22 protein-coding genes are annotated in these 24,951 nt (G+C 36.7%); 7 read left to right on the top strand and 15 right to left on the bottom strand.

The genetic code is table 11. The annotated features are described in order from the left end of the window. Nucleotides 1-180: 180 nt before the first annotated feature. From spoIVA to RZN25_10710, 6 genes are all read right to left on the bottom strand, one after another. Entirely contained in the window at nucleotides 181-1,659 is a 1,479-nt protein-coding gene (gene spoIVA, locus RZN25_10685; GenBank protein ID MEQ6377286.1) for a stage IV sporulation protein A, read from the bottom strand. 451 nt (nucleotides 1,660-2,110) lie between these two features. Continuing rightward, nucleotides 2,111-3,520: a dihydrolipoyl dehydrogenase gene (gene lpdA / locus RZN25_10690; protein MEQ6377287.1), complete on the bottom strand. Its 1,410-nt coding sequence runs from the start codon at nucleotides 3,518-3,520 to the stop codon at nucleotides 2,111-2,113. A gap of 3 nt (nucleotides 3,521-3,523) precedes the next feature. After that, nucleotides 3,524-4,831, bottom strand: coding sequence for a dihydrolipoamide acetyltransferase family protein (locus RZN25_10695; protein MEQ6377288.1), 1,308 nt, complete (start codon nucleotides 4,829-4,831; stop codon nucleotides 3,524-3,526). Between the two features lie 27 nt (nucleotides 4,832-4,858). Continuing rightward, nucleotides 4,859-5,836: an alpha-ketoacid dehydrogenase subunit beta gene (locus RZN25_10700; protein MEQ6377289.1), complete on the bottom strand. Its 978-nt coding sequence runs from the start codon at nucleotides 5,834-5,836 to the stop codon at nucleotides 4,859-4,861. Nucleotides 5,837-5,839: 3 nt separating this feature from the next. Then, nucleotides 5,840-6,919, bottom strand: coding sequence for a pyruvate dehydrogenase (acetyl-transferring) E1 component subunit alpha (pdhA, locus tag RZN25_10705; protein MEQ6377290.1), 1,080 nt, complete (start codon nucleotides 6,917-6,919; stop codon nucleotides 5,840-5,842). A gap of 792 nt (nucleotides 6,920-7,711) precedes the next feature. After that, the gene (locus RZN25_10710; GenBank protein ID MEQ6377291.1) at nucleotides 7,712-8,383 is read right to left on the bottom strand and encodes a YkyA family protein; all 672 of its coding nucleotides are present in this window, start codon (nucleotides 8,381-8,383) and stop codon (nucleotides 7,712-7,714) included. A 248-nt stretch (nucleotides 8,384-8,631) separates the two neighbouring features. Between RZN25_10710 and def the strand changes: the two genes are divergently transcribed. The 3 genes from def to rnjA all read left to right on the top strand — a co-directional run bounded on the left by def (nucleotide 8,632) and on the right by rnjA (nucleotide 11,544). Next, the gene (gene def, locus RZN25_10715; protein MEQ6377292.1) at nucleotides 8,632-9,186 is read left to right on the top strand and encodes a peptide deformylase; all 555 of its coding nucleotides are present in this window, start codon (nucleotides 8,632-8,634) and stop codon (nucleotides 9,184-9,186) included. Between the two features lie 474 nt (nucleotides 9,187-9,660). Beyond that, on the top strand, nucleotides 9,661-9,873 hold the full coding sequence (locus RZN25_10720; GenBank protein MEQ6377293.1) for an RNA polymerase epsilon subunit: 213 nt from the start codon (nucleotides 9,661-9,663) through the stop codon (nucleotides 9,871-9,873). Nucleotides 9,874-9,876: 3 nt separating this feature from the next. Further along, a complete protein-coding gene (gene rnjA, locus RZN25_10725; GenBank protein MEQ6377294.1) occupies nucleotides 9,877-11,544 on the top strand; it encodes a ribonuclease J1 in 1,668 nt (555 codons plus the stop codon). 168 nt (nucleotides 11,545-11,712) lie between these two features. Here rnjA and RZN25_10730 read toward each other — a convergent pair whose 3' ends face one another. The 3 genes from RZN25_10730 to RZN25_10740 form a co-directional block, all read right to left on the bottom strand. Beyond that, on the bottom strand, nucleotides 11,713-12,384 hold the full coding sequence (locus tag RZN25_10730; GenBank protein MEQ6377295.1) for a TrkA family potassium uptake protein: 672 nt from the start codon (nucleotides 12,382-12,384) through the stop codon (nucleotides 11,713-11,715). A gap of 278 nt (nucleotides 12,385-12,662) precedes the next feature. Further along, the gene (locus RZN25_10735) at nucleotides 12,663-14,513 is read right to left on the bottom strand and encodes an ABC transporter ATP-binding protein (protein MEQ6377296.1); all 1,851 of its coding nucleotides are present in this window, start codon (nucleotides 14,511-14,513) and stop codon (nucleotides 12,663-12,665) included. A 16-nt stretch (nucleotides 14,514-14,529) separates the two neighbouring features. Further along, the gene (locus RZN25_10740) at nucleotides 14,530-16,278 is read right to left on the bottom strand and encodes an ABC transporter ATP-binding protein (GenBank protein ID MEQ6377297.1); all 1,749 of its coding nucleotides are present in this window, start codon (nucleotides 16,276-16,278) and stop codon (nucleotides 14,530-14,532) included. 240 nt (nucleotides 16,279-16,518) lie between these two features. On the opposite strand from RZN25_10740, the gene RZN25_10745 reads away from it, so the two are divergent. After that, nucleotides 16,519-17,364, top strand: coding sequence for a mechanosensitive ion channel family protein (locus tag RZN25_10745; GenBank protein ID MEQ6377298.1), 846 nt, complete (start codon nucleotides 16,519-16,521; stop codon nucleotides 17,362-17,364). Between the two features lie 430 nt (nucleotides 17,365-17,794). Here the strand turns inward: RZN25_10745 and RZN25_10750 are convergent, their stop codons facing one another. From RZN25_10750 to fadH, 5 genes are all read right to left on the bottom strand, one after another. Next, complete coding sequence (locus tag RZN25_10750; GenBank protein ID MEQ6377299.1) at nucleotides 17,795-18,034, bottom strand: YkuS family protein; 240 nt, start codon at nucleotides 18,032-18,034, stop codon at nucleotides 17,795-17,797. A gap of 66 nt (nucleotides 18,035-18,100) precedes the next feature. Further along, nucleotides 18,101-19,216 carry an N-acetyldiaminopimelate deacetylase gene (locus RZN25_10755; GenBank protein ID MEQ6377300.1) on the bottom strand — a complete coding sequence of 372 codons (1,116 nt, stop codon included), beginning with the start codon at nucleotides 19,214-19,216 and terminating at the stop codon, nucleotides 18,101-18,103. A gap of 61 nt (nucleotides 19,217-19,277) precedes the next feature. Then, on the bottom strand, nucleotides 19,278-19,994 hold the full coding sequence (gene dapD, locus RZN25_10760) for a 2,3,4,5-tetrahydropyridine-2,6-dicarboxylate N-acetyltransferase (GenBank protein ID MEQ6377301.1): 717 nt from the start codon (nucleotides 19,992-19,994) through the stop codon (nucleotides 19,278-19,280). Nucleotides 19,995-20,420: 426 nt separating this feature from the next. Next, complete coding sequence (cbpB, locus tag RZN25_10765) at nucleotides 20,421-20,861, bottom strand: cyclic-di-AMP-binding protein CbpB (protein MEQ6377302.1); 441 nt, start codon at nucleotides 20,859-20,861, stop codon at nucleotides 20,421-20,423. Nucleotides 20,862-21,569: 708 nt separating this feature from the next. After that, nucleotides 21,570-22,328, bottom strand: a complete 759-nt coding sequence (gene fadH, locus RZN25_10770; protein MEQ6377303.1) for a 2,4-dienoyl-CoA reductase — start codon at nucleotides 22,326-22,328, stop codon at nucleotides 21,570-21,572. Between the two features lie 177 nt (nucleotides 22,329-22,505). Here fadH and RZN25_10775 point away from each other — a divergent pair, with 177 nt between their 5' ends. The 3 genes from RZN25_10775 to RZN25_10785 all read left to right on the top strand — a co-directional run bounded on the left by RZN25_10775 (nucleotide 22,506) and on the right by RZN25_10785 (nucleotide 24,652). Beyond that, on the top strand, nucleotides 22,506-23,375 hold the full coding sequence (locus RZN25_10775) for a metallophosphoesterase (protein ID MEQ6377304.1): 870 nt from the start codon (nucleotides 22,506-22,508) through the stop codon (nucleotides 23,373-23,375). A gap of 68 nt (nucleotides 23,376-23,443) precedes the next feature. Further along, entirely contained in the window at nucleotides 23,444-24,025 is a 582-nt protein-coding gene (locus RZN25_10780; GenBank protein ID MEQ6377305.1) for an SCO family protein, read from the top strand. Between the two features lie 132 nt (nucleotides 24,026-24,157). Further along, nucleotides 24,158-24,652, top strand: coding sequence for a YkyB family protein (locus RZN25_10785; protein MEQ6377306.1), 495 nt, complete (start codon nucleotides 24,158-24,160; stop codon nucleotides 24,650-24,652). 14 nt (nucleotides 24,653-24,666) lie between these two features. Here RZN25_10785 and RZN25_10790 read toward each other — a convergent pair whose 3' ends face one another. Next, entirely contained in the window at nucleotides 24,667-24,861 is a 195-nt protein-coding gene (locus RZN25_10790; GenBank protein ID MEQ6377307.1) for a PLDc N-terminal domain-containing protein, read from the bottom strand. Between the last annotated feature and the right edge of the window lie 90 nt (nucleotides 24,862-24,951).

Raw genomic sequence — 24,951 nt, forward strand, 5'->3', positions numbered from 1 at the left:
CCCCACCTACTCTTTTCATTTCCCTTAAGACTTGAGGCGGGAGAATTACCGCACTTTCATGCGGGATAAATTAAACTACTCAATCTTCATGAGAATTCCTGGTTTTATCATGTTTCTCCCCATTCGACACACCCCAACAAAATCCTCTTTTTGGGCAAAAAAATAGCGACTAATTAGTCGCTATAAAATGATGGCTATTAAGCCTCCTGATCCCTCATTTATGATTCTTTCAAGAGTTTCTTTCAATTTGTATCGGGCGTTTTCTGGCATTAGTGATAATTTAGCCTGAATACCCTCTCTTACAATAGAGCTTAGGGATCTGCCGAAGATATCAGATTTCCAAATGGATAATGGATCTTCCTCGAAATCTTGCATTAAGTATCTAACAAGCTCTTCACTTTGTTTTTCCGTACCAATAATTGGTGAAAATTCTGACTGTACATCAACTTTCACCATATGAATAGATGGAGCTACTGCTTTTAACCGAACTCCAAATCTAGAACCTTGACGAATAATTTCCGGCTCATCTAATGACATATCTTCCAATGTAGGGGCTGCAATTCCATAGCCGGTTTGTTTCACCATTGCGAGTGCATCTGCCACCTGATCATACTCACGTTTGGCAAAAGCAAAATCCTGCATTAGTTCCAGCAAGTGATCTTTCCCTCTAATTTCGACTCCTACGATTTCTTTTAAAACTTGATCATATAATAAATCCGGGGCTTCTAGATCAATTTCAGCGATCCCTTCACCCATTTCCATACCTGATAATTGGGCAGAATCAATAAAGTCATATTCATCGAAGAGCCCTACCACTCGATCTACATCACGAAGTCTCTTAATGTCTCGAACGGTTTCTTGAATGGCCTCTTGGAAATGTTCGCGAAGCCAGTGGTCGTCACGAAGTACCATTACCCAACTTGGCAGATTAACATTTACCTCAAGAACAGGGAATTCATACAATGCTTCCCTTAAAACATTTTCTACGTCATCTTCTCTCATGTTTTCTACACTGAGAGCCAAGACTGGGATATCGTATTTTTCAGCAAGCTCTTGTCTCAAGAGCTCTGTCTGTTGATGATGCGGCCGAACGGAATTCAATATCATAATAAATGGCTTCCCTACTTCTTTTAATTCCTCAATTACGCGTTCTTCTGGCTCAACGTAATCTTCCCTAGGGATATCCCCTATCGTCCCATCCGTTGTTACAACAACACCGATTGTTGAATGTTCTTGAATAACCTTACGAGTTCCAATTTCAGCTGCATCATGGAATGGAATTGGCTCCTCATACCAAGGAGTATTTATCATTCTTGGGCCATCATCATCCTCAAACCCTTTTGCCCCTGAAACAGCGTATCCAACACAATCCACAAGTCGAACATTTACTTCGAGGCCAGTGTCTACCTCAACCTTTACTGAATGATTCGGAACAAATTTCGGTTCCGTCGTCATTATTGTTTTTCCTGCAGCACTTTGCGGCAGTTCATCTTGAGCTCTCGCACGTTCTGCCTCTTCTTGAATATTTGGCAAAACAACAAGTTCCATAAATTTTTTAATAAATGTAGATTTACCAGTTCGTACTGCACCTACAACACCTAAATAAATATCACCGCCTGTCCGTTGAGCAATATCCTTAAAGATATCTACTTTTTCCAAATGATCCCCTCCGATCCATTTACTTAACCTCAGTATGCAAAAGAAATACATACATCGATTGTTGACATTACAAGTCTATGATTTAGTCCATCAGAATTATGACTTGTTCACAGAAAAATTCTATGCTTGTTTTACTTTATTATTAAATCTAGTAAAACATTCGTATTTTTTTGAAAAAAGATAGCAAAAAAATACGGTTTGAAATTCTAAATATGAATTTCAAACCGTATTTACCATTTCCCTCTGAATAAGTACAACTAAGGTATTCACCATAAAGCCTTGTTGAATACCTTAGTTTTCTAATAACATAAGAAAATTTATCTAGCTCCAGCGAAAAAGCCTCATCGAGTGATCTTCAAAGTTTTTGCCCCGAGTAAGGAAAGCTACATAGAGCTACTTCGCAGAAACAAGTGTCTTTCTTGTTTAGAAGGGCGCTTTCGCTTTTCTTATGTTATTTGGTTATATGAATGGGTGTCCCTAAAGCAACTTCTGCTGCTTCCATCGTAATCTCCCCTAAAGTTGGATGAGCGTGAATAGTCAATGCAAGATCTTCTGCCGTCATTCCTGCTTCAATTGCGAGACCTAATTCAGCAATCATGTCACTTGCATTAACTCCAGCTATTTGAGCTCCTATAATTAAACCATCTTCTTTACGAGTAACAAGCTTAACAAATCCATCACTCTCATTTAGAGAAAGGGCGCGACCATTTGCTGCAAATGGAAACTTAGCTGCATTTACTTCATATCCTTGGTCTTTCGCTTCTTTTTCTGTTAGTCCTACACTAGCTAATTCAGGGTCAGAGAATACAACAGCAGGGATACCTAAATAATCGATTTCAGATTTTTCTCCACTAATTGCTTCAGCTGCAATTTTTCCTTCATAAGAAGCTTTATGGGCTAGAGGAGGTCCTTCTACAATATCACCAATCGCATAAATGTTAGGGATATTAGTACGACATTGCTTATCTATCTTAATAATTCCTCGGTCTGTCTTTTCAACACCGAGCTCATCTAACCCAATTTCATCTGTATTTGGTTTACGACCAACAGTTACAAGAACATAATCAACTTCAAGAGTTTCCTCTTTTCCTTTAGCATCATAGGTAACTTTAACACCATTTTTCGTTTCCTCAGCACCTTTAGCCATCGCTTCGGTGATGATGTTAACACCTTTTTTCTTAAGGCGACGTTTTACTAAAGAGCTCATTTGTTTTTCAAATCCACCTAAAATTTCCTTAGTACCTTCAAGGATAGTTATTTCCGTACCAAAGTTAGCATAGGCAGTTCCGAGTTCGGTTCCTATATAGCCTCCACCAATGACCACCATACTTTTTGGTATCTCTTTTAAATTTAGAGCTCCTGTTGAATCTAAAATACGATCAGAAAACTTAAAGGATGGGATTTCAATAGGACGAGAACCTGTAGCAATAATACAGTTGTTAAATTTATAAGTCTGAGATGAATTTTCATCCATGATGCGAACTGTATTTTTATCTACAAAGTAAACCTCTCCTCTAATAATTTCCACTTTATTTCCTTTTAATAAACCTTCTACTCCGCCAGTTAATTTACTGACAACACTTTCTTTCCATTCTTGGACCTTTGAAAAATCGACTGTAACATTTTCAGCCTTAATTCCGATATCTTCGGAGTGCTTAGCATTCTCGTAACGATGTCCAGCGGAAATTAAAGCTTTAGATGGGATACATCCCACATTCAAACAAACTCCACCAAGTGTTCCTTTATCAGCAATAGCGACCTTTTGTCCCAGTTGTGCTGCGCGAATTGCAGCAACGTAACCTCCAGGACCGGCACCAACAACAAGTGTGTCTAGTTCAATCGGAAAATCTCCAACTACCATTGATTATCCCTCCATCATAATTAATTGTGGATCATTCAATAGACGCTTAATATGGTTTAGTGCATGCTGAGCAGTTGCGCCATCAATTAGACGATGATCAAAGCTTAAAGATACTGCTAATACAGGGGCCACGACAATTTGGCCGTCACGAACTACGGGTTTCTCAGCGATTCGACCAATGCCTAAGATAGCCGCTTCCGGATAATTAATAACCGGAGTAAACCATTGACCTCCTGCGGATCCAATATTCGTAATAGTACAAGAAGCTCCCTTCATTTCATCAGGAGATAATTTCCCATCACGGGCTTTTGTAGCCAACTCGTTAATTTCATTAGAAATTCTAAAAATGGATTTACGATCAGCATTTTTTACGACAGGTACCAATAATCCTTTTTCAGTATCTGCTGCTATTCCAATATTGTAGTAATGCTTCTGAACAATTTCTTCTGTTTCATCATCAATAGAAGCATTCAATATTGGATATTCACGTAAGGCGGAAACAAGAGCTTTCACAACGTATGGAAGATAAGTTAACTTTATTTCTTTTTCTGCTGCAACAGCCTTAAATTTCTTACGGTGAGCCACAAGCTCCGTTACATCTACTTCATCCATTAAAGTAACATGTGGTGCAGTTGTTTTAGACTTAACCATAGCTTTTGCAATAGATTTACGAATTCCACTCATCTTTTCACGTGTTTCTGGTAAATCCCCTTCAGGAATAGATGGTTTTGTCTCTTTTGGTGCTTTCGGTTCTTCTGTTGTTTCAGTCCCTTGTACTTTCTCTTCAGTTGCTTCTGGAGTCTCTCCATTTAAGAAAGCTTCGACGTCTTCTTTTAAAATACGCCCGTTTTTACCAGTCCCTTGTACTTGAGAGATCTCTACATTATTATCACGCGCATATTTACGAACGGAAGGCATTGCAATCACACGTGAACCATCACCTTCACCACCGCTCTCAGTTTGTGGTTTGCGTTCAGGTGATTTTTGTGTAGCTTCTTCCTTTGGAGTCTCTTCTTTCGTTGGTTCTTGAGCAGGTTTATCTTCTTGAGCAGGAGAATCCGCAGAATTTCCACCTTCTCCATCAAATGTAATAATTGTGTCTCCTACTACAGCCACCGAACCTTCTTCTACATTAATTTTTGTTACTTTCCCTTCAACAGGAGATGGGATTTCAACAACAGCTTTATCATTCTGAACTTCACAAAGAACGTCATCTTCTTTGACTTCGTCGCCCACTTTTACAAACCATTTTACGATCTCACCTTCGTGAATTCCTTCTCCAATGTCCGGCAATTTAAATTCATAAGCCACTATAGCAACCTCCTATCTATTCTTTCATTAAAAGTTTAGTACTTGATTTACTTTTTCAATAATGTCGTTATAATTTGGTAGCCAAACTTCTTCTGCTTGTGAGAATGGATAAACCGTATCAGGTGCTGTAACTCTTAGAACTGGCGCCTCTAAATACAAAATTGCCTGTTCTTGTATTTCTGCAACTACATTAGCGGATACACCAGCTTGACGCTGTGCTTCTTGAACAACCACTACACGGTTAGTTTTTTCTACTGATTTAAGAATGGTTTCATAATCAATAGGACTAACTGTTCGAAGATCAATAACTTCTGCACTTATTCCTTCTTTTTCGAGCTCTTCTGCTGCTTTCAAGCTGGAATGAACCATTGCACCGTAGGATACAAGAGTAACATCTGTTCCTTCTCTTTTCACATCTGCTTTCCCAATTTCAATCGTATATTCCTCTTCTGGAACTTCTTCGCGGAATGAACGGTAAAGTTTCATATGTTCCAAGAAGATAACTGGATCATTGTCGCGAATTGCTGAAATAAGCAGTCCCTTAGCCTCGTATGGAGTGGAAGGGATAACAACTTTTAATCCTGGCTGTTGGGCCAGTAGCCCCTCTAAACTATCTGCGTGTAATTCAGGTGTATGAACTCCGCCACCAAAAGGCGAACGAATAGTTATTGGCATATTATAGGTACCACCTGAACGATATCTCATACGAGCCATTTGACCAGAAATAGCGTCCATAGCTTCGTATACGAAGCCAAAGAACTGAATCTCTGGAACTGGACGGTATCCTTGCAACGCCAATCCAATAGCTAGCCCACCAATTCCTGACTCCGCAAGTGGAGTATCAAAAACACGTTCTTCCCCAAACTCCTTTTGAAGTCCATCAGTAGCACGGAACACACCACCATTTTGACCTACATCTTCCCCAAAGATCAAAACATTTTCATCATTTTTCAACTCAGTGTGTAACGCATTAGTGATAGCTTGAATCATTGTCATTTGTGCCATGATTTACTTCGACTCCTTTGCTTCGTACTCTTCCCGTTGTTTTTTTAGATTTGCAGGAAGTTCTTCATACATGAAATCAATTAGATCTGTAACTTTTTGTTTTGGCGCTTGATCAGCCTGCTTAATAGCAGCTTTCACATCTTCCTTCGCTTGATCAATTACTTTATTTTCTTCATCCTCAGACCAAAGTCCCTTAGCTTCTAAGAACTTACGGAAACGAACAAGTGGATCCTTCTTTTCCCATTCATTATCAAGGTCACTTGTACGGTAACGTGTCGGGTCATCACCAGCCATCGTATGAGGTCCATATCGGTATGTCATTGTCTCAATTAGAGTTGGACCTTCTCCGTTTACAGCTCTTTCACGAGCCTCTTTAGTAGCCGCATATACAGCTAAAACATCCATTCCATCTACTTGAATACCTTCGATACCAGCAGCAACTGCTTTTTGAGCTATAGTTTTCGCAGCAGATTGTTTCTCAACTGGAACTGAAATAGCAAAACGGTTATTTTGGACAATGAATACAGCAGGTGCTTTATAAGCTCCAGCAAAGTTCATACCTTCATAGAAGTCACCTTGGGATGCACCACCATCACCTGTATAAGTGATTGCTATATTTTTCTTTCCTCGTTTCTTCAAACCTAAAGCTACTCCTGCAGCTTGAACATACTGGGCTCCAATAATAATTTGTGGGCTTAATGCATTCACATCCTCCATTTGGTTTCCAGCAAAGTGTCCACGCGAAAATAAGAATGCTTTATAAAGCGGAAGACCATGCCAAATTAACTGAGGAACATCTCGATAGGCAGGAAGTATGAAATCCTCTTTATCAAGTACAAATTGTGTTCCAAGCTGTGATGCCTCTTGACCGGCAGTTGGCGCATAGAATCCTAATCTACCTTGACGATTTAAAGCAATACTTCTTTGATCAAGAATTCGAGTATAGACCATACGACGCATAAGTTCCTTTAGATCTTCATCCGAAAGATCAGGCATCAAATCTTCATTTACAACCTGACCATCTTCATTCAGAATTTGAAGCGTTTCATACTGATTTTCGATGTTTTCTAGTGTTCGTTTCAAAACGATTCACCTCTTCCTTTCTTCCATTCCAAATATTTTTACCTCATATTAGCATTCCCAAAAAGAGAAATTTTGTGTACCAAATTTAGCTTCTCTTCAAATACCCTCTTCTAATGGAATATAATCGCCTTTTTAGTTTTTCTCAGAAACTGTTATAATAAAATTAAGCGCTAAACTGATACAATTTTGCTTTTGATTGTAGTTTACATGAAATAACTTTGCTTAGTCAAACACTTTGTTTATATTTTTAATAGTTTAACACCACGATGATAGGAATAATCAAAAAGGCGGCTTCACGAAACTGTATTACCATTTTTATAACCCTGTACTATAAATAATAATTACTACTAATTTTTGATTAAGAAAAGCGCAAGCGGCCTTCAAAACAAGAAAAGCACTTGTTTCTGCGAAGTAGTTCTAAGTAGTTTTCCTTTGTGCGATTACTCGAGGCAAAAGCTTTGAAGATTACTCGATAAAGCTTTTTCGCTGGAACTAGACAAATTTTATGTTTTTTTGAAAATAAAAAACAGTCCTGCATTTTAGCAAGACTGTTTTTATACTTTTTTATCCCGCATTTACGGGCAGCCACCCATGAAGCAAGCTTTACAAACATGGATGAAAAATTTAATATTTTATTTTCATGGGAGTAATACCTCCCCCTCAAGTCTTAAGCAAAACGAAAAGAGTAGGTGGGATGAAATCCCCGTAAATTTCCGATTGAATCAAGGGTCTTTAGGTCATACCATTGGTTGCTAACAATCAGTGGGGACGGCCACTGATTGAAGTTTCACTTTATGAGTTTTCTGAATCACCATAGTCAACATTGAGATCGGTACTCTCATAAAACTCTCTTTTAGCTTCATTATATTCCTTAGTTAGATTATTAAATGTAGAATTCAACTCATTGACTTGATCGTAACTTGCATTGATTTTATCAATTTGTTGCTCCAATTCCTCTTTTTCTAGATCTTCTTTTTGAAGCATTGTATATAATTCCTTATCTAATTCCATAGAGGAAGCGTATGCATCATGTAAGTCATTATAGGCTTTATAACGATTTTCCATAGCTGTTTTAAGCTGGTTTACTTTTTCCTTTTGTTCATCTGTCTCTAAATCACTAATATATTGTTCTATTTTATCAAATTCTTGTTTAGCCGAATCAATACTTGCTTTCTCAAGTTCTAATTTAACTTCCCTTTGTTCAATGAGATTAATGGCTTCCTGGGATAATGTTTTAATTTGCTCAAAATCATTCATCCCAAGATCAATAATTTGATCATACAAATCTTTTTCTTGTTGCTCTAATTCAATTAATGGTTGTTGCTGTTCTTTAAAGCCTTCTTCCTGAGTAACGGCGTTCTCTAGATGGTTGTAAATTTCTTCTTCTGCATTTGGTTCATTAGAACAACCAATAAGAACAGCCGGAATTGCTAGCATCATTACTAATTGTTTTTTTAAGTTCAATGTAATATCCTCCTTAACCCTTACCATTAATCTGGTTGTTATGCTCATTAGTATATCATATCAAAATATAAAAAAGATTTATGAAACGATTTACTAAGAATAAAAAATTCTATTTGGTACAAGTTTATGTACTTCAATAGTAATGATGACATTTTTTAAGTGGGAAATCCAGAGGTTATTATGCTAAACTAAATATAAATTATGAATAAAATTAATATAGAATTCGAGGAGTGAACACCATGTCTGATTTGATTACCATGAAAGACATAATAAGAGAAGGTCATCCAGTTTTGCGACAAGTTGCTAACAAGGTTGATCTCCCACCAACAGAAGAAGAAAAGGAAACCTTATCACGCATGCTCGAGTTTTTAATAAATAGCCAAGATGAAAAATTAGCAGAAGAACTTCAACTAAGACCTGGAGTTGGTTTAGCAGCACCTCAAATTGGGATTTCAAAAAGAATGATTGCCGTACATTTTACTGATTATGATGAAAAGGAATATAGTTACGGTCTATTTAACCCAAAAATAGTTAGTCACTCTGTTGAAAAAAGCTATCTTTCAACTGGTGAAGGATGTTTATCTGTAGACAGAGATGTTCCAGGATACGTTCCTCGCCATAAAAAAATCACAGTTAAAGCTACTGATTTGGATGGAAATGAAGTAAGTCTTCGATTAAAAGGCTTAGCATCCATCATCTTCCAACATGAAATTGATCATTTAAATGGAATTATGTTCTATGATCATATTAATAAACAAGATCCTTATGCTGAACCTGAAAACTGCTCGCCTGTAGATAAATAACCAAAAGCCGCCCTTTTTAAAAGGGTGGCTTTTTGTATGGAAAGAATAAATCGAATCAATACTGCGAATTTTATAAAATAGATGATAGATTCTTCCAAGAAACATATTGTTTCTATACAATTATTGCTTATTTCGTACTATACTATAAGTAAGAGGAAAGGGTCGGTTGCGTTTAAAAAAGCTTTTCTTCGTATAAAGAAAGGAGATGTATGATATAATGTTAAAACGTTTAAGGGAAAAGCTAAAAAAAAGATGGAAAGATATTTTAGGTCGTAAAGATTATGCGTAATAAGGGTTAAACTTTCACAAATAAGTAACAAAAAGCCTTTAGGATCGTTGATATGGCTGTTCCACGGCAATTCATTTAACTAAAGTCAAATAAAGTTAATAATTATCAAATAAAAAAAAACATGCTATGATTGGATACGGAATAAAAATGTGGAAATATTGCTGGAATAGTTAGGAGAGATAATTATGATTTATAAGGTACTTTATCAGGAAATAGCCGGAGAAGTACCCGTTCGTGAACGGACTCAAGCCTTGTACATGGAGGCGAACTCAGAAGCAGATGTAAGAAAGAAATTAGCCGAAAGAAACCTTAATATTGAATTTATACAAGGGTTAGAAGAAGAACATCTAGCCTACGAACAAAACCATAATGAAGATTTTAAATTGGAGAAGGAGTAATCAATGAAATTTGTAAAAAACGACCAGACTGCAATTTTTGCATTGGGCGGGCTGGGTGAAATCGGAAAAAATACGTACGGGATTCAATTTCAAGATGAAATCATTTTGATTGACGCTGGAATTAAATTCCCTGAAGATGAACTGCTTGGAATCGACTACGTTATTCCTGATTACACTTATCTCGTCCAAAATCAGGATAAAATAAAGGGACTCTTCATCACTCATGGTCATGAAGACCATATTGGAGGAATTCCTTATTTGTTGAGGGAAATTAACATCCCAATATATGGAGGAAAGTTAGCGATTGGCCTAATTAAGAATAAACTAGACGAACATGGCCTTTTAAGAAATGCAAAACTTCATACCTATACAGAAGATGACGTTATTAAATTCCGCAAAACATCTGTTTCTTTCTTTAGAACCACCCATAGCATCCCGGATTCCTATGGTGTTGTTATAAAAACACCGCCAGGAAATATTGTACACACAGGAGATTTTAAATTTGACTTTACTCCTGTGGGTGAACCTGCCAACCTTACCAAAATGGCTGAAATCGGAAAAGAAGGTGTCCTATGCCTGCTTTCTGATAGTACAAATAGTGAGGTTCCAGGTTTCACTATGAGTGAACGTGTCGTGGGACAAAGTATTAGTGATATTTTTTCAAAAGCTAAAGGACGGTTGATATTTGCAACTTTCGCATCCAATATTCATCGTTTACAACAGATGGTGGAAGGTGCTGTTAAGCATAATCGGAAAGTAGCAGTTTTCGGAAGAAGTATGGAAGCTTCTATTTCCATTGGACTAGAGCTTGGTTATATACGAGCACCAAAAGATACTTTTATAGATGCTCATCAGATCAACCGATTGCCTAGTAGCGAGGTTGCGATTTTATGTACCGGTTCACAAGGTGAACCTATGGCTGCCCTTTCTCGAATTGCTAATGGAACACATCGTCAAATTCAAATCATTCCTGATGATACAGTTGTTTTCTCTTCTTCCCCTATTCCAGGTAACACTGTGAGCGTAAGTAAAACGATCAATATGTTGTTCCGTGCAGGTGCAGATGTAATCCACGGACCTTTAAGTGATATTCACACCTCTGGTCATGGAAGTCAGGAAGAACAGAAATTAATGCTTCGTCTTATCAAACCGAAGTACTTTATGCCGATTCACGGTGAATATCGTATGTTAAAAATGCATACAAAACTTGCTGAAGATTGTGGTATTCCTCTCGATAATAGTTTTATCATGGATAATGGTGATGTATTAGCTTTAGGAAAAGATAATGCTATGATTTCTGGTAAAATACCATCTGGAAATGTTTATGTAGATGGCAGCGGGATTGGAGACATCGGTAATATCGTGCTCCGTGACCGTCGAATCCTTTCTGAGGAAGGTCTTGTTATCATAGTGGTGAGCATAAATATGAAGGAATTCAAGGTAGCTGCTGGCCCTGATATCATCTCTAGAGGATTTGTTTATATGAGGGAATCAGAAGACCTTATCAATGAAGCACAAAAGTTAATTGCTAGCCATTTAGACAAAATTATGGAGCGTAAAACTACGCAATGGTCAGAAATCAAAAATGAAATTACTGATACAATAGCTCCTTTCCTTTACGAAAAAACCAAAAGAAAACCAATGATCTTACCAATTATCATGGAAGTATAAAGAAAAAGCATCAGCACTCTCGAAACAAGAAAAGCACTTGTTTCTTTGAAGAAGCTCTAAGTAGCTTCCCTTAGTGCGATTACTTGGGGGGAGCAAACTCTGAAGGTATTACGAAGAAATTTTTGCTGAAGCTAGACAGAAAAGGTGTTGGATTTCTCCAACACCTTTTTATTCTTCATCATCATTTACTAAGTTTTTCTCAAAGCGAGAGATATCCTGATCTGCACCAATAACAATCATAATATCATTTTCATTAATTTTTTCGGAAGCCATAGGAGAAACAATGATTTCCTTCCCCCTCTTAATCGCAACCACGTTACATCCATATTTTGCACGTATGTCTAATTCAATAAGGGTCCTTCCACTTATTTTCGTACCTGCTTTCACTTCCACAATACTATACTCGTCTGATAGCTCTAAGTAATCTAATACATTATTTGATATTAGATTATGAGCAATTCTCTTCCCCATATCTCTTTCAGGATGAACGACATGGTGGGCACCAATCTTATTCAATACTTTTTCATGATAATCATTTTGAGCTTTCACAGTGATCTTTTTTACCCCTATTTCTACAAGCATCAAAGTTGTTAAAATACTTGATTGTATATTGTCTCCAATGGCTACAATCACATGGTCAATATTACGAATCCCAAGTTCACGAAGCACATTCTCATCCGTTGTATCCGCAATTACTGCATGTGAGGCAACATCTTTAAACTCATTGACACGATCCTCATTTATGTCAATGGCTAATACATTCATGCCTTCCATACTTAACTCTTTACAAATACTTCCACCGAATCGTCCTAATCCAATAACTGCAAATTCTTTTTTCATATTCAATCCTCCAAAACAGCAACAATCTTCCCACCTAGTTTAGCATAAAAGTTTCTACTTTCCTATTCCTAAGAAAGCACAAGCGCCCTTCGAAACAAGAAAAGCACTTGTTTCTGCGAAGTAGCTCTATGTATCTTTCTTTCCTTACTTGGGGCAAAAGCTTCGAAGATTACTCGATGAAATTTTTCGCTGGAGCTAGACAAATTCTCTAACAACTCAGAAATAGCTGATAATATCAGAAAAGACGAGTACATATTGATGTACTCGTCTTTAACCATTTACATTGCATCCAACATTTCAAACTGTGTCTTAATTAAATGGTAATATTCTCCGTGTTGCTCCATTAATTCATTATGGTTCCCTTGTTCCTTTATTTCACCATGATCTAAGATATAAATATGATCTGCTTCGCGAATCGTGGAAAGACGGTGGGCAATAATAATAGATGTTCTTCCATGAAGAAGGCGTCTAAGAGCTTTTTGAATTTTGATTTCCGTTTCAGTATCAATACTTGCAGTTGCTTCATCTAAAATTAGAATTTTAGGGTCAGCTAGCAAGGCACGTGCAAAGGATAATAATTGTCTTTCACCGACGGAAAGTATATTACCTCTTTCTTCAACCTCTGTCATATACCCATCACTTAAACGTTGAATAAAATCATCAGCACCTACCATCTTCGCCGCTTCTATTACTTCCTCATCAGTTGCATCTGGTCGACCAAATCGGATATTATCCATAATCGTTCCAGAGAAAATAAACGTATCCTGTAAAACAATACTGATTTGCTGTCTTAAAGAATCTAATTTGATATCAACAATGGGATGGCCATCAATTTTAATTTGCCCACCCGTCACATCATAGAATCGACTGATTAAATTTGCAATAGTAGTCTTGCCAGAACCCGTATGACCGACCAATGCTACAGTTTGCCCCGCTTTTATCTCTAGCGAAATATCTTTTAAGGCCATTCGCCCCTCATCATAAGCAAATTGAACACGTTCGAATTCAATAAGGCCTTTCATTGGATCTAATATAATAGCATTTTCGCTCTCTTTCACATTTGGCTTTTCATCTAAAAATTCAAAAATACGTTCAGATGAGGCCATTGCCATTAGAAGTTGATTGTAAATTTGTCCTAATCTTGATATTGGATCCCAAAACATTCCTAGATAGAATGCGAAGGAAACAAAAACCCCAGTTGTAATTCCTCCTTGCTCTGGACCTACTTGGATCAAATAGGTACCATACCATATTAAAAGGGCAGTTCCAATAGCATTACTCATTTCCACAAAGGGACGAAACATTGCACTTTTCTTTGTAGCCGTTTGCCAACGTTGATAATTATCAGTATTTATCCCATTAAAAAACTCCGTATTTTCTTTCTCTTGTGCAAAGGATTGCGTAATTCTAATTCCTTGGATACTTTCGTTTAGGTGAGAATTTATTCTAGATTGCTGTATTCTTACATCCTGCCAGGATCGTCTTATATTTCTTCTCAATTTAGTTGAAATAAAGAACATTATTGGTAATATAATCATAATTGCCAATGTAAGTTTTGGACTAAGAGTAAACAAAATTACGAAAATACCAACTAGAGTGATGATATCCATAAGAAGGTTAATAATCCCATTTGTAAATAATTCCTGCAACGAGTTGATGTCATTTAATATACGGACCAGTATGGATCCTGCAGACCTAGAATCAAAGAAACGATGAGACAGACGTTGCACATGGGAGAATAAGTGATGTCGCAGATCATAGATAACATTTTGTCCTAGTTCATTTACCCATTTAATACGAAAAACATTTGCTAAGTAACTAAACAAATAAAGAACACTGATTAAAGCTACTAACTTCCAAAGGAGATTAAAATCTTTATTGGCTATAGCGTTATCCATCGTTTGAACCCCAATCACGATTGGGACAAATAATCGAACGGCTGTTGCAACTAACATGGCAATAATTGCTCCAGGTAATAACGTCTTTATATATGGTCGTAAATAACTTAATAGTCGTACCATTTGTTGCCAGTTAAAAGGTTTTTCAATTGCTTGATCAAGGGTATAATGAAATCTATTTAAATGACGATTCTCTTCTGGTTCTTTTGAATTTTTCTTAGTTCGAGCCATATCGTTCCCTCCTCCCCTATACCTCTTTGAGAATTCTTTCTCTATCCTGATATTGAATATTGAATATACGTTGATAAGGACCCTCTACTTGGACTAGCTCCTCATGAAGACCTCGATTAACTACTTCCCCTCCATCTAAGACCAAAATTTCATCTGCATGTTTCAGAGAAGAAATACGGTGCGCTATTATAAATGTGGTCCTGCCTTTCATGACTTCTTTAAGCGCTTTTTGAATTTTAAATTCCGTTTCCATATCTACTGCAGAAGTAGCATCATCCAATATGAGAATACTTGGGTCAATGAGGAGTGCTCTGGCAATAGCAATTCTTTGCTTTTGACCTCCTGATAGCCCCATCCCTCTTTCTCCTAACATCGTGTCATATCCATTTGGCATTTCCATAATAAAATCATGGGCCTGGGCACGCTTGGCAGCATCTATAATCTCATCCATGCTTGCATCGGGATTACCGTACGCAATATTTGCCTTAATCGATGTAGAAAAAAGAAATGCTTCTTGAAGAACTACTCCTATATTTTTCCTTAAAGTTGTTAAGGAATACTCGTTAACTGGTATTCCATCTATTAAAATATCACCTTTCACCGGTTCATAGAAACGTGTGATCAGCTGAGTTAAACTTGTTTTACCTGAACCAGTTGAGCCAATTAGACCGATTACTTTTCCTGGAGGTGCATCTAAAGTAATATCTTTTAACGCCTCATCATCATCCTCCTCGTATTTCAAGGTTACATTTTCAAAAGCAACATGCCCCTTCAAACGAGATTTTTCTACTGGTTGGTCAATCTCTGATATTTCCTCTTTGGATTCTAATATTTCAAGAAGTCTTTCCCCAGATGCCTTTGATTGAGAAAATTGATTAATGATAAAGCCAAGATTCATAATTGGCCACATAATATACCAAACTAAACTAAAAAATGCGACAAGCTCCCCATGCTGTAAGGAACCATCCATAACTAAGTATCCACCATATGCCAACAAGGCAACCACACAAACGTTCCCTATGAATTCCATTAAAGGAAAATATTTAGCCCAAACATAAGATGTGTTTAAATAATTTTGACGATAGTCATCATTGCTTGCTGTAAATCTATCAATCTCAAAGTTTTCTCTTGATAATGATTTAACAGTGTTAATCCCGCTAATATTTTCTTGAACCCTTGTATTCAGTCTTCCAAATGATTTTCTAATTCCTCGGAATCCCGGGTGAACAAGCTTATCGAATTTGTATACAACAATAGATAAAAATGGCATTGCTGCCATGGTTACAAGTGTTAAAGGTACGGAATAGTAAAACATAACAGCTAAACTTGCACTAACTAGCAACAAGAAACGAATAAACTCGGAAAATCCAAAGGAAAGAAAAAATCGAAAGCCTTCCACATCTGCGGTTAATCGAGACATTAAATCTCCCGTTCTAGCGTTATCATAATAACGGAAAGGTAAGCGTTGTAACTTTTGATAAAGTTCGTCTCTTAGTTTATAGACTGACTTAATTCCAAATAAATCTCCAAAGTATTGATTATAAAAAGTAGCAACCCCTTTGACTCCCATAATTAAAATAAATCCAATAGCTAAATAGGGTATTAATCCATATTCCCCTCCTAGGATAACTTCATCAATTGTAACTTGAAGTACAATTGGATAAATCACTGTGATCCCAGTAACAAAAAACAAGGAAAAAAGAGAAATGAAAAAATACTTTTTAAAGGGTAAGTAAAACATCTTTAGCTTCTTAAATGTGTTCAAAATGAAACCCTCCTTTATCTCTCTATGTAAAACCCAGTATATATAAATATAACGAGTTCCGAAATATTTTTCCACCCTTTCGACTTCATTTTTTTGAAAATATGAATTTGATAAAAATTGGGACACCTATAAATTGGTTTCCTTTTTTAATTATAGGGAACTTAATATTTGGAAGCATCCTTTGTTTTTCGATATAGTTAGACATGACCCATGAGGGAATAAGCACTAGGAGTGATGTGAATGAATATCTTTGAAAATGGATTTCAAATTAATTGGGAGGTACTGTCTGAATACTTGCTACAAGTTCTTGTACAAGCAGGACTTTTACTTATTTTGTTTGCCATCATCAAACCTATTGGCAAAAAAGTAATACATCGCCTCATTTCTAATTATGGAAAACATCAAAAGCTTACAGAAGGTAGACAAAAAACATTAGAAAAACTTCTTATTAATGTCTTTACTTATTTATTATCTTTTTTTCTCATTATTACATTATTAGGAATTTTGAATATTCCTATTGGACCATTCCTAGCCGGTGCAGGGATCATTGGATTAGCTATTAGTTTTGGAGCTCAAGGTTTAGTCAATGATGTGGTAACTGGATTCTTTATTTTGTTAGAACACCAAATTGATGTAGATGATTATGTAACTACTGCTGGTTATGATGGTGTCGTCGAAGAAGTTGGTTTCCGAACTACGAAAATAAGAGGATTTGACGGTACATTACATTTTATTCCTAACAGAAATATTTCAGGGGTAAGCAATCATTCTAGAGGAAATATGCGAGCACTTGTCGATATTGGAATTTCCTATGACGAAAATATTGATCAGGCAATAGAAGTTTTACAAAAAGTATGTGATGACTTTAGTCAAAATGACACGAGGATGAAGGAGGGACCTAATGTTCTTGGTGTTCAATCTCTTGGATCTTCTGACGTCGTCTTACGCATAATAGGAAAAACCGGAAATATGGAGCAATGGGCTGTGGAGCGCGACTTAAGAAGAAAAATGAAAGAAGCATTAGATCAAGCAGGAATTGAAATTCCATATCCACATCAAGTATATATAGAAAAAGAAAACAAATAAAGGTGAAACTTCAATCAGTGTCCGTTCCCCACTGATTGTTAGCACCCAAGGGTATGACCTAAAGGCCTTGAACCAATCGGACATTTACGGGTAGCCAACCATGAAGTAAGCTCCACCAACCAGGATGAAAAATGTAATGTTTTATTTTCATGGGAGTTTACCCCCCACCCACTCTTTTCGTTTCACTAAGACTTGAGGTGGGGGGGTGCGGGGTAAGAAAAGCGCGAAGCGCCCTTCGAAACAAGAAAAGCACTTGTTTCTGCGAAGTAGCTCAAAGTAGCTTTCCTTTGTGCGATTACTTGGGCAAAAACTTCGAAGATTATTCGATAATGCTTTTTCGCTGGAGCTAGACAGATTTTTCTTATCTTGTAAAGAAAGGAGCCTGGCACTTTGGTAGCCAAGCTCCTTTCTTATAATTAGATGGAATGATTTATAATCGGCTTTCTACTTCTTGAACAACCTGTTCAGCTGTTAAACCATCTGCATTAATGACAGATGCGTCCGTTGATCTTGTTGCCATTCCCATTACATTTTTATCCTGTCCTGTAATTACGCAACAGTCACAATTCTTAGCGTCTTCTTCTTGTTTTAATTCTACAATGTCATAGCCTTTTTCTTGTAAAGCATTACGTACATCGGATAAAGAGCCCTCTACACCAATGCGAGCCATGTAAATTCCTCCTTCAATAGGTTTCATAAGTATCTTATCCAAATATTTGAAGGGTATGCACATGACTTATATTGTGACTAAGAAGCCTTTTACTGCTTTATAGGCAACTTCTAACGCATCTTCCTTTGGCGCTAATTTTTCATTATGCAGACCATAAGGCGAATCCACACCAAGCCAAAACACAAAGCCTGGGATTTCTTTTAGCATGTATCCAAAATCTTCACCTGTCATCGCTGGTTTTGCTTCTTGATAGGTAAAATTGGAGCTCTGAATAGAAGTTTTAAATTTTTCAACCCATAGTGGATCATTATAAACTTGGTAATAATTTGATCCATAATCAATGGAAATCTGACACCGATGGGTAATTTCCGTTCCTTTAGCTAAACGCTCAAGATTTTCTTTCATGACATTCATTGTTTCAGGCTTCAGTGTGCGCATGGTTCCTTCAAGTCTAGCATGCTCGGCAATGGCATTCTGAACGAAACCGCCAGTAATTTTCCCGATCGTTAATACAGCAGAATCAAGAGGATCAACTTGCCTTGAAATGATTTGTTGAGCCTGAACCACAAATGAACTCGCAGCAGTCACCATATCAAAACTTAGATGTGGATAAGCCGCATGACCTCCTTTGCCATGAAAGTCAATGAACAACTCACTTGTGTTTGCAAATAATAATCCCGGACGAGAGGAAACTGTCCCCACTGGTAACTCAGGAGCAATATGGAGAGCCATAATTACATCAGGCTTCCATCTTTGAAGCATTTCAGACTTCAACATAGGAAGAGCACCACCAGGCCCTTCTTCGGCTGGCTGAAAGATGAATAAAAGATTGTGCTGATGCGGATTCTTAGCAAAGAAAGATAAAAGTGCTAGGGCAATCGTCATATGAAAATCATGACCACATGCATGCATCTTCCCTTCATGCATAGATGCATATGGCAAATTCGTGGTTTCTGTGATTGGCAGTCCATCGATATCTGCTCGATATCCTATCGTTTTTTCACCTACACTTCCTCTAACTCGAACAAACATTCCTGTTTTCCATTGGCTTATCTCAAGGTGTTCCTGTGGTAATGAAGAAATGAATTCTAATAAGTAAGACTGCGTTTTCACTTCTTGAAATCCTAGCTCTGGTATTTGATGGAGTGCTCTTCTGATTAAAATCATATCTTGTTTCTGCATTTCATTTATCCCCTTTTCCTTAGACCATTAGGAAAAAGAGCAGGGAGTCCCTGCTCTTTTGTTAATTTTGATTTAGATTACGTAAAGCTTGCATAATCTCCGTTTTTGATCTTGTTTGGTCATCAATTTCTTTAAGCACTCTTGCAGGAATACCAGCAACTAGCGTATTCGGTGGAACATCTTTTGTTACTACCGACCCTGCTGCGACAACCGATCCCTTTCCTACCGTAACACCTTCTAACACAACAGCATTTGCCCCAATGACAACGTCATCTTCAATCAATACTGGCTTTGCTGAAGGAGGCTCAATAACACCTGCCAAAACTGCTCCCGCTCCTATATGGCAGTTCTTTCCAACTGTTGCACGGCCACCCAAGACAACGTTCATATCAATCATAGTTCCTTCTCCTATGACTGATCCAATATTTATAACTGCCCCCATCATGATGACAGCTCCATCACCAATTTCAACTTGGTCACGAATAAAAGCGCCTGGCTCAATTCTTGCTTTGATATTTTTTAGATCAAGTAATGGGATTGCTGAATTCCTGCGATCATTTTCAAGAACATAATCTTGTATTTGATTTTCGTTAAGTTTTTCCTTAATATCGTTCCATTCTCCAAATAAAACACCTGTTTTTTCTTCGACAAAAGCTTGTACAGCATCTCCAAAATCGATCTGGCTTAATCCTTCACCTTTTATGTACACCTTGACAGGAGTTGATTTTTTACTTTCAGAAATAAATCTAATAATTTCGTGGGCATCCATCATTTTCATATATAAATCCTCCTATTTACTTATATTCATTTTCACTTTCTTAACTTTATCAAAGTGTCGATTTTATGACAAGAATTAGACTATTTAAGGATAAATAATAAAGTGCAACTTCAATCAGCGGCCGGCCCCCCACTGTTTGTTAGCGCCCAAGGGTATGATCTAAAGACCCTTGACCAATCGGACATTTACGGGCAATTTATCCACATCTACTATTTCCGTTTCACTTAAGACTTAAGAAAAGCGCAAGCACCCTTCGAAACAAGAAAATCGCTTGTTTCTGCGAAGTAGCTCTAAGTAGCTTTCCTTTGTGCGATTACTCGGGGCAAAAGCTTCGAAGATTATTCGAAGAAGCTTTTTCGCTGGAGCTAGACAAATTTTAGCTTTCGTAAAAAAATTGTTGGCAATAGCCAACAACTTTTTAACCTTTTAATTGTCTGCGTGAAGCATCTGATTTATTTTCTTTAGGATCGCCCTTCTCGTTAATAATCCATCAAACTGTTTTTTTTCATCCACTACACACACAAATGGATGATCGATAGTTTTCTTCAACCCTAAGGACAAGCTATCGTATTTTTTTAAGGTAGGAATATCATTTTTCATAATAGCATCAACCTTAATTACTGAAAGTCTTTCCATTTCAAATCGTTCCATGCCCAAAACTTCTTCTAGGATTATGGTTTTACTGATAATACCTTCGAGTTTATAGGAGGGAGTTAGTACTGGAACTGCTGAATAACCTGACTTAACCAATACTAAAAGGGCATGTTCTAGCGGATTTCCTATTTGTACATGAGCAATTTTTTCAGAGGGAATTATTAGTTCTTCAATAGTTGTTTCAGTGAACTGTTTTGTTGGTATTTCCATCATGGTTTTGCACTCTCCTTCATACGGAAGAGGGCTTATTTCTTCACGCATCGATACGAGTTATAAAACTCTTTCCAACATTAGTTTACCATAAATCAAAGGGGGCTTCCATACCTCCTTAAGAAACGATTACATCGTTTTTCGTTCATTATTTGTTTGCACTTGAATGAAAATAGGTGTTAAATTCGTCCTTCCACAAACTTCGCAACGATCTTTTTTTGTTGAGATATTAAGGCAATAGACACATTTATAATGCAAAATAAACTCCCCTTTTCCTTAAATGGTTTACAAATTGCTGTCATTAGTAGAATATGCTTTTATTACCGTTTTGTTCTGAAACTTGTTTATTAAAAACGCTTTAAGATTAAAATATATGCCACAAGCCTAAAAATTATGTTTGTTTTGACGGTGAGGCTTGACTAGTTTACTCGGGGCAAAAACTTCGAAGATTACTCGATGATGCTTTTTCGCTGGAGCTAGACAAATTTTATGCTTTCTTGTCTTATTAGAAAAACTTCACTTATCGTTATAGGGATTTTGAATGCGCGTTTTGATTTCTTAGAAGCCCTTAAACTCTTGATTGCAAGTCCTAATGAAGAAATCCTTAGTATAGCTGATAGTATAAAAAAGGAAGGGAAGTTTATATATTTCACCCTCCCCTTCCTCTATCTAGACATTTTCTTTAATTTTAAATGAAAATAGGTCTAAAGTCTAAAATGGATGTTGATTTAACCATTGGCCCCCATCCATAGTTACGACTTCTCCATTTATGAAAGAAGCTTTTTCAGACAATAAAAAGGCGGCTAGCTCAGCAATTTCCTCTGGTTTTCCGAGACGATGTAACGGAACAGATTGCAGGGTTCTTTTTGCTGCTTCTTCCGATTCCCACAGTTTCTCCGCTCCTCCTGTCCTTTCAATCGGTCCTGGGGCTATGGCATTCACCCTTATTCCATATCGACTCCCCCACTCAACAGCTAATGTACGAGTCATTGATAACACCCCCGCTTTTGCAGCTGCAGAGTGAACAACCCCAGCACCAGCACCCCAAGCATAAGTTGCCACCATATTAATGATTGATCCTTTTATGCCTTGTTTAATCCAATATTCCCCAATGGTTTTGCTACAGTAAAACGTGCCATTTAGAACTATATCTATAACGGCATTCCAACCATTGAGAGACAATTTTTCAGCAGGGCAAATAAAGTTTCCTGCAGCATTATTAATGAGAGCATCTACCGTTCCAAACTTTTCAACAGTAGATGAAAGTGTTCTTTCGATATCCTCTGGTTTTCTAACATCCATGACGATATAATGGATGTTAGATGTCTCCCCAATTTCATCCACTGCATTCTTTAATTTTTCTTCATTTCGCCCAGTAATGACAACAGACCAACCATCATTATACAGCTTCTTTGCCATATACTTTCCCATTCCACTTGATCCACCAGTTACTACAACAACCTTTTTCAATAATTTTCAACTCCCTTCTTTTTAAATACCATTCCATGAAAGGTTGCATATTCCTTCTTAAACTTAAAATATTAGGTAGCCAAAAAAATAAATTTAATATGTAGGAAAATGTGGGGTTTCGAGTAAGAGTTCACATGATATAATTCAACTACATGAATGAAATGAAGGATGAATGAAATGTCTAGTAAAGTTATAACAAGAAGATCATTTTTACGAAAAACCTTTGGCACTTTAGTGACCTTTCTGGGGTTGAGTGGTGGAGGATATTATTACGTACGATATTTTGAACCTGATTGGGTAGAAACTAATCATGTGAAAATATCCTCTAACAAAATACCTAAAAGCTTTGACCAATATAAAATTCTTCAGTTCAGTGATACTCATTTGGGTTTTAATTATCAAATACAGGAATTTGAATCTTTAATCAATAAGATGAATGAGCTGCATGCAGATCTTGTTTTATTTACAGGGGACCTAATCGATGCTCCTGATCGTTATCAACAATTTGATAAAGTTGGTCCTTTACTAAAAAAAATCCAATCAAAGGACGGTAAATACTGGATATATGGGAATCATGATCATGGAGGCTATGGTACGGAAATATTAAAAGATGTTATGACTGCAGGGGAATTTACATTATTACAAAATGAGCATCAACAAATTAAAAAAAACCGCGACTTCATTTTCTTATCAGGATTAGATGATGGAATGTTAGGTAAACCAGACTTAAATCTAGCTTTACAAGGAGTAAATCCTGAAACCTATACGATTTTAATGATGCACGAGCCGGATTTTGCTGACTTATACACACATTCATCAATAGACCTTATGCTATCTGGTCATAGTCATGGAGGGCAAGTTCAGCTCCCCTATTTAGGACACTTAATAGCTCCACCATATGGGCAAAAATATGTCAATGGAAGTTATAGTGTTGGAGAAAGCGATTTTCACCTGTATGTTAACAAGGGAATTGGAACGACCAGACTGCCCTATCGTTTTTTGTGTCGTCCAGAAATCACTTTATTTACATTAAATTCTTCAGTGTAAAAGTTACCTTTTGTTTTATGATTATGCTAAAATATCCATGAATTCTCAAAACATTGGGGGATATTAACATGAATAAGGCGCGGATTATACTTCTTTTCCTATTCATCTTCTCAATCCTTGCTCTTTCAGCTTGTTCTGAAAAGTATGAAGGAGATTTTAGTTATGAAGTAGAACCATTTAGTTTTACAAACCAAGACAATAAAGAAGTGTCAAAAGAAGATTTAGAAGGTGAATTTTGGATAGCCAATATGATTTTCACAAATTGCAATGATGTTTGCCCACCTATGACAGCAAATATGGCTAGGCTGCAAGAAAAATTAAAAGAAAATTCACTCCATGTACGACTCGTTTCCTTTTCAGTTGACCCTGAAGTTGATACACCATCTCTTTTAAAATCTTTCGCTGACAATTATGAAGCTGACTACACTAATTGGGATTTTCTAACAGGGTACTCCACTGAAACGATTCAAGAATTTTTGGTTAAATCTTTTAAAGCTCTTGCAGAAAAAACAGAAGATGGACAAGTTATCCATTCAACAAGGTTCTTTCTCGTTTCTCCCGAAGGAAATGCAATAAAAAAATATGATGGTCTTCGAGCAGATGAAATGGACAAGATCATAGGGGATTTAAAAACATACCTAGATAAATAAGTGTAAGAAAAGATACTAGTAATAATTATTATACTAGTCTCTAACATTTGAATTTTTTAAAAATTTTGTTGATTTTGCCTAGCAATTTCTATAGGATATAAACTATTATAGTAATAGGAAGGAGGAGAATCATTGACTTCATACATTAAACACTCCCAAATATCAACTAACGAAATTGCAAAAGCAGTTTTTGTAGTAAACCGGCACGCTAAGGTTGCTCCAGATCCACGCCACCTCTACAATTTAAAGAAACAAGCTATTCAAAAACTTTTAGTAGAAAACAAAGCGCAGAAAATAGGGTTGCACTTTTCTGAAAATCCTAAAAAAAGTCAACAATACTCTACTCTTCTCGTACAAATCGGTGAATTTTATTTTCATATTCCACCAGAAAAATCAGATTTTAAAAATAATAAACACTTAGGTCATCTTGATCAAACATACCGTAATCCTAAAGTGATCATGTCACTTTCTAAAGCTAAGAGAATTTTATACCAATATCTAAATATGAAACCTGAGGACATTAATGCACATCAAACCTCTCATTCATCATACTCCCAAACCAATTCAACTTTTCCTCCGTGGAAACCCTTATATTCTTCGGAAAGAAAAAGATTTCGAAAAAAATAAGGAGACATCTATAATTAATCATTTCTAATGATGAGATACACTATCAACCCAATTACTGGAAAAAATAATGTTCCAACTAATACAACTAAAGCATATTCCTTACTGTTCCCTTTGTGAATGGAATCACGATATGCCCACACACTAGTTATTACATTTAAAAATAACAAAATTATTCCAAAAAGAATAAACATAGTGAATATTGCAGTCATCTTTTTGTTAACCTCCCTTTTATAAATTATACGAAGGTGGAACAATAACGTTTCATAAGAAAAGCGCAAGCGCCCTCGATCATCGACGTA

The sequence above is a fragment of the Bacillaceae bacterium S4-13-56 genome (genome assembly GCA_040191315.1).
Classification (GTDB): domain Bacteria; phylum Bacillota; class Bacilli; order Bacillales; family JAWJLM01; genus JAWJLM01.